The sequence below is a fragment of the 'Chrysanthemum coronarium' phytoplasma genome, assembly GCF_000744065.1.
GTDB lineage: Bacteria > Bacillota_I > Bacilli_A > Acholeplasmatales > Acholeplasmataceae > Phytoplasma > Phytoplasma asteris.
In genome coordinates this window covers 1-6,475 of the sequence record NZ_BBIY01000017.1, presented here as the reverse complement: position 1 = coordinate 6,475, position 6,475 = coordinate 1, and the positions used below count along the sequence as shown (strand labels likewise).

Below are 6,475 nucleotides of genomic sequence, written 5' to 3'. Positions count from 1 at the left end.
AAAAGAAATTCTTAATTGGGAATGTTTATAAAGCTTGTTAAGAATAATTTTACTGTTTGCGTCTCTTTTAAGTTCGATTACAATTTTCATTCCTTTGCGACTGGATTCGTCTCTAAGGTCTGTGATTTCTTCTACTATTTTGTTTTTAACTAGAAAAGCAATTTTTTCAATTAGATCAGTTTTTTTGACTTGATAAGGAATTTCTGTAACAATGATTGAAGTTTTTCCTCTTTCTTTCGAAACGTGACTTTTAGCCTTTAAGATAACAGCTCCTTGTCCGGTGTGATAAGCACTTTTTAAACTTTGTAAGCCTAAAAGTTCGCCACCAGTAGGAAAATCAGGTCCTTTGATGTGTTGCATTAATTCATCAATGGAAATGTCTTTATTATTAATGTAGTTAATTAAACCATCAATGACTTCGCCTAAATTATGAGTAGGGATTTTGGTTGCCATTCCTACTGCAATTCCTGTAGCTCCGTTAATTAATAAGTTGGGAAGAGCTGTTGGAAGTACTAATGGTTCTTTTTCAGTACCATCGTAATTATCAACAAAATCAATTGTGTCTTTGTCAATGTTTTTGATTAGTTCCATTGCCATTTTTGCCATTTTAACTTCAGTATAACGCATAGCTGCTGCTTTGTCGCCATCAATTGAACCAAAGTTTCCATGACCATCTACTAAAGGATAACGGTAACTAAAATCTTGAGCCATTCTTACCATTGCCTCATAAATGCTTGAATCTCCATGAGGATGGTATTTACCCATAACATCCCCAACTACACGAGCTGCTTTTTTGTAGCTTGCGTGACTGTAGACGCCTAATTCTTTCATACTATATAAAATACGTCTTTGGACTGGTTTTAAGCCATCTTTAATGTCTGGTAAAGCTCTTGATACAATTACGCTCATTGCATAACTTAAGAAGGATTTTTTCATCTCCTTGCTTAAGTTTACTTCTTGAATGTTGCCATGATCGTGGTCTTTGTGGTTGTTGGCTTCATCGTTTTGAGTTTTTTGGTCGCTCATTTTTAACCTCTTTTTAAATATATATTAGTTGTTATTTAATGTTATGGTTTGTTAGTTTTAGTTGTATAAAATAATTATTTATAATTAAACGTCTAAATCAGCTTCTAAGGCTTTTTCTAAGATGAAGTTTTTTCTTGGTAAGACTTTTTCTCCCATTAACATGTTAAAAGTTTGGTCTGCTTCCATTAAGGCTTCTTCATCACTTAAAGCATTAAGGGCATCTTTGAGGCTTGCTTTGAGAAGAGTACGAGTTTCTGGGTCCATAGTTGTTTCCCAAAGTTGATTAGGATTCATTTCTCCAAGTCCTTTGTATCTTTGGAAACCATCTTTTAAGTTGTTTTTAGTTGCAAAAGTTTGTTTGGCTTTTTCATCATAAAAATATTTTGGAGCGCCTTTTCCTTTTTGGTATTTGTATAAAGGAGGACGAGCAAAATAGATGTAGCCTTTTTCAATTAATTTACGGAAATGTCTGAAAAAGAAAGTTAATAGTAAAGTTCTTATGTGAGCTCCATCAACATCGGCATCTGTCATAATGATAATTTTGTGATAACGGATTTTATCCATATTAAAGTCTTTGCCTTTACCAATGTTAATTCCTGCACCAATTGCTTGTATTAAGGATTTAATTTCTTTATTGGTAAGAATTTTGGCATCTAGACTTTTTTCTACATTAAGGACTTTACCACGTAAAGGAAGGATAGCTTGAAAACGTGAGTCTCTTCCTTGTTTAGCAGAACCGCCCGCTGAATCTCCTTCGACAATGTAGAGTTCAGAAATATGAGGGTCTTTACTTCTACAATCAGCTAATTTGGAGGCAAAACCTAAAGAATCAAGGGGTTTGTTTCTTACTACTTCACGAGCACGTTTAGCAGCTAGACGGGCATTTGCAGAAAGAAGACATTTATCAATTATTTTTCTTGAATCTTGGGGATTTTCTAATAAATATTTTTCTAAAAATTCGCCAAATAATTGGGATGTAATTTGTCTTACTTCAGTATTTGCTAGTTTGGCTTTAGTTTGTCCTTCAAATTGAGGGTATTGATGTTTTAAAGAAATAATAGCAGTAATTCCTTCTAAGATGTCTTCACTTAATAAATGTTCGTCTTTTTTTAAAAGATTGAATTCCTTAGCATATTTAGAAATAACACGGTTTAGGGCTAGTTTAAAGCCTTCTTCGTGAGTTCCTCCTTCATGAGTAGGAATATTGTTAACAAAAGAAAAGATTTTTTGGTTTTGGGTGTAGTTAGGAATAGCATCTTTGCCTTCTTTTTCTTCTATTTCGTTTCCTTGTGCATCTTTTTTAGGGGGACGAATTTTGGTAGTGTATTCAAAGACAATTTCAAAAGCTAGTTTTTGGAATTCTTTTTCCAGATAAAAAATTTCGTGAAAAGGAGTTTGTTTGTGACTAGTGTTAATGAAATCTAGGTAGTCTTGCAAACCTTTTTCATGGCAAAAGTTAAAAACAGTTTCTTTTTCGTATCTTTTGTCAGCAATGTTTAATTTAAGACCTTTGTTTAAAAAAGATAATTGTTGCATTCTTTCTTTGAGAGTATCAAAGTTATAAATGGTAGTTTCTTGGAAAATTTCAGGGTCTGCTAAAAATTGGATAGTAGTTCCTCGTTTGTTAGTTTTTCCAATTACTTCCAAAGGCGAAACTGCAATTCCTTTTTCGTATTTTTGAAAATAGATTTGCTTATTGAGATGAATTTCTACAGTAAACCAAGTAGAAAGAGCATTTACCACAGAGGCTCCTACACCATGAAGTCCTCCTGAAACTTTGTAAGAAGAATTGTCAAATTTTCCTCCAGCATGAAGAGTAGTTAGAATTGTTTCTACTGCTGGTTTTCCTGTTTTGGGGTGAATATCAACTGGGATTCCTCTACCGTTGTCAGAAACACTAATAATTTCTCCAGGTAGGATTTCTAAAGTAATTTTGTTAGCGTGTCCTGCTAAAGCTTCATCAATGGAATTATCAACGATTTCCCAGACTAAATGATGAAGTCCTTTTTGAGCAGTTGAACCAATATACATTCCTGGTCGTTTGCGAACTGCTTCCAAACCTTCTAAAATTTGAATACTATCGGCATTGTAATTTTTCAAAAGAATAGCTCCTTTTTTGTAAATTTATAAAATATTAAAAATAGATTAAAGAATAAAGAATAAAAATAAAATTGTAAAACATGAAAAACATGTAAAAAGATAAATAAAAAAACTTTGCAAATAGCAAAATATTAATTATGAAAAACATTTACCAATTATTTCTTAATTCATTATTTTTGGTAAAATATTTATTATTGTTTTTGATAATTTGGATAAAAAGATGATATTTTATACAACTTAATCACAACATATTATAACATAAAAACTAGTTATTTTGTGGTTTTTACAATTATTGAGTAAAAAATACTCTAAATTGGCTTTTTGAGTTATAATAGAAGTAATAGCAATTTTGTTTTGCTATATTAATATTGTAAAAGGAAGGACAAGCATAAATGCAAATAGTAAGCTTAGGCAAGAAAAAATCTTTATTTTTTAGTTTATTTTTATTTAGTTTACTTTTTATTTCTTTATTTAATACTTATCAAACAGTTGGAGCAGAACTAACAACTGAAACAACAACAACTCAAGTAGTAGAAACTTTGGGGGGAAGATGATAAAGTTATTCAGACAGTTACAACAGTTAAAGAAGGAAACAAAACAACTGTAACTACTAAGGATGCTGAAGGAAAAGTGACTCAAACAGTCAAAACAGTTACCAAAGACGAAAAAACAACTGAAACTACTAAAGACGCTGATGGAAAAGTTACTAAAAAAGTTGTTACTCAAACTGTTGAAGGCGTTAAAACCGAAACAACTACTGAACCATAACTTAACAAAGTAACAGTTAAAACTTTTGGAGATGGTGGCACAGTTACTAAAACTGAAGTAACTACAACCACTACCGAAGGAAATACAACAACTGAAACAATAACTGAAAAAGAAACTGAAACTAAAAAAGTTACAACAGTTAAAGAAGACAACAAAACTACACAAACAACAACCCAACCCAACCAACCTACCAAAACAGTTTTTATTCAAACTGCAAACGGAGTTAAAACCAAAACAACTACAGTAGAAGGCAATCCTACCAAAACACTTAGAATCAATAAATCATATCCTTGATATATATGGTAATTTAAAAGCATGGCAATTAGCTGAAAAAACTCATATGGAAGATCCTTGGCGCAACTCTTACAATGAAAATAATTTTTTTCATGAAAATGAAATAAGCGATCAAGAAATTTATTATTTTTATTCTGAAAATGAAATTAGATAATAATAAAATCAATGATAATATAGATCTAAATTTAGAACAACATTTAGATAAAAAAAATACTTGGCTCCAAATTATAGAAAACAAAAACTCCAATAGTTTCCATTCTATTTCAGAAATTCGTATAAAACATGTTTTTAAATATTTTTATCAAAAAATTATGGATGAACAACGAGTTTACCAAATAAGAATTAACAATATTGAAAGAATATTTTTTTTCATTGATGAAAAAGGTGTTTGTTGTCCTATTGGATATGATAAATTCCATTTTTTATATTCTATGAAAACCAATCCAAAAAAGTTAATATTAACAAAATAAAACATTTAATTTATACTAATTTAAGACTTATAGTTAATGGTAAATTAAATTTGTTATATAAAAAAATAAAAGTAAAGGATTTATGTTATCTCGTTTATGCAAGACAGCAATATTATTGGATATATACGAAAAAATAAAAAACACATTCTAAGATTTAATTTAATTCATATTTGCTTTTGGTCGTGGGTATTAATGCATCTTTATATTTTTGGATTAATAGATTTTAATAACACTAAAAATAAAGAAAAAAAGAAGATAATTACAAAGAAACACTTACTGTAGGAACTATGAATATGCCTCCTTTATCTTTTCAAGGAAAAGATGGTACTATTGGTTCTGATATGGCATTTTGTAAAGAATTAGCAAAAGAACTAGGTTATAAATTAGATATTAAAGTCTATGATGGAGTTGAAGGGTTAACAACAGCTCTAAATAAAAAACAAGTAGATTTTATAATTGGTTCTATGAATAATACTGAAAAACGTCAAAAAAATTTTGATGGAATTAATTATTTAAAAGCAACAGCAAGTATTTTAATTAAAAAGAATAAAAAAGAATTTTTTCAAAAATTTAAATTACCCAATCAAGAATTGATAACTTTAAAAAACAATAATGTTGAATTACAAGACAATGAAAAAATAAAATTAATGCTTATGGAAGGGTCTGTTTTTCATATACAAATAGAAAAAGACCATCTAATAAACCATAAAAATAATTTTAAATATGAAGGTACTGAAGCAGACCCTAAAGTACTAACTAATCCAGATTCTGCTGTTTGTGTTAATGCAGTTAAAGATGGCATAGTAGATGGTTTTATTACTGATACTCCAGTTGCTCAAGGTATTGCTAATAGTGATACAACAGGCGAACTTACCACTTTAGAATTTGTAGATAATGAATTTGCAGAACCTGCCTTTGAGCCTTTTGGTTTTTTCATTAGACAAGCACAACACAATCCTAAAGTATCAGAAGAAAAATTCCAACAAGCTGTTAAAGCTGTTTATGAAAGTTCTGATCAGTCAGAACAAACAAAATATTATAATGAGAATTTTTTAAAACCAGCTACCCAAGATTATATACAAATAAAACAATCAAATAATTCTAATGGTGATAAAAAAACTGAAATTACTTTTTGGCAAAAAGTTTGGAAAACATTACCAACTTATAAAAAACCGTTTGTTTTTTCTTTTATGGCGGCTATTGATAGTGTTATTGTAGGATTTTTAATTACTTTGCTTTTTGTTAAAATTAAGATTTATGCAGAAAAACAAAATAAAAAAATAATTCTTTATTAGCTTTTTATCTTTATAAAGGTCTATCTAAATTAATTGATGAGTTATTTATTTTTCTAAATGCTGTTCCTATTATGGTTCAAGCATTGTTATGTTGGAATTTATTATCCTTATTTGGTTATTTAAAAAAACCTCCTTATCCTTTTTAGCTACTCCTTTTATTACTACTTTATTAGTTATTTCTCTAAATACTATTGCTAATTTAACTAATTTATTCATGCATAATATTAAAATGTTGGATAAAGGACAAATTGAGGCTGCTTATTCATTAGGAATGAATCAAAAACAAGTCTTTAAATATATTTTATTTGAACAAGGATTACAAAGAACTAAACCTTTTATTTGGCAACAATTTATTCTAAATATTAAAGATACTGCATTATTTTATGTTGTTGGATTTATGGGCTTTATTTGGCAAGCAGATAGAAATAAAGTATTTGATTATGATCAAATTACTCCTTATTTTATTGTAAGTATCATTTATTTATTTTTAGTAAGAATGACAAATTATTTAGATAAAAAAAC

At 29.1% G+C, this 6,475-nt stretch carries 7 protein-coding genes and 1 pseudogene; 5 read left to right on the top strand and 3 right to left on the bottom strand.

The features are described 5' to 3' along the window. Both OYV_RS01035 and OYV_RS01030 read right to left on the bottom strand, forming a co-directional pair. Nucleotides 1-1,026 (bottom strand): DNA gyrase subunit A (locus OYV_RS01035; RefSeq protein ID WP_042067794.1); only part of this gene is annotated, 1,026 nt, incomplete at its 3' end. A gap of 84 nt (nucleotides 1,027-1,110) precedes the next feature. Further along, nucleotides 1,111-3,126, bottom strand: a complete 2,016-nt coding sequence (locus tag OYV_RS01030; RefSeq protein WP_011160849.1) for a DNA topoisomerase subunit B — start codon at nucleotides 3,124-3,126, stop codon at nucleotides 1,111-1,113. 392 nt (nucleotides 3,127-3,518) lie between these two features. On the opposite strand from OYV_RS01030, the gene OYV_RS04940 reads away from it, so the two are divergent. Continuing rightward, nucleotides 3,519-3,680, top strand: coding sequence for a hypothetical protein (locus OYV_RS04940; protein WP_172642334.1), 162 nt, complete (start codon nucleotides 3,519-3,521; stop codon nucleotides 3,678-3,680). A gap of 76 nt (nucleotides 3,681-3,756) precedes the next feature. Continuing rightward, nucleotides 3,757-3,894 (top strand): hypothetical protein, encoded by a 138-nt coding sequence (locus OYV_RS04935; RefSeq protein WP_172642333.1) that lies wholly within the window; start codon nucleotides 3,757-3,759, stop codon nucleotides 3,892-3,894. Here the strand turns inward: OYV_RS04935 and OYV_RS04805 are convergent. Next, on the bottom strand, nucleotides 3,849-4,076 hold the full coding sequence (locus OYV_RS04805) for a hypothetical protein (protein WP_148169635.1): 228 nt from the start codon (nucleotides 4,074-4,076) through the stop codon (nucleotides 3,849-3,851). The genes OYV_RS04935 and OYV_RS04805 overlap by 46 nt on opposite strands. A 252-nt stretch (nucleotides 4,077-4,328) precedes the next feature. Between OYV_RS04805 and OYV_RS01025 the strand changes: the two genes are divergently transcribed. The 3 genes and pseudogenes from OYV_RS01025 to OYV_RS01010 all read left to right on the top strand — a co-directional run. Beyond that, nucleotides 4,329-4,658 carry a hypothetical protein gene (locus tag OYV_RS01025; RefSeq protein WP_042067792.1) on the top strand — a complete coding sequence of 110 codons (330 nt, stop codon included), beginning with the start codon at nucleotides 4,329-4,331 and terminating at the stop codon, nucleotides 4,656-4,658. 284 nt (nucleotides 4,659-4,942) lie between these two features. Then, nucleotides 4,943-5,953: pseudogene (locus OYV_RS01015) on the top strand (substrate-binding periplasmic protein); the annotation flags it as partial. A gap of 88 nt (nucleotides 5,954-6,041) precedes the next feature. Next, a partial coding sequence (locus OYV_RS01010; RefSeq protein ID WP_152550820.1) for an ABC transporter permease subunit occupies nucleotides 6,042-6,475 on the top strand: 434 nt, incomplete at its 3' end.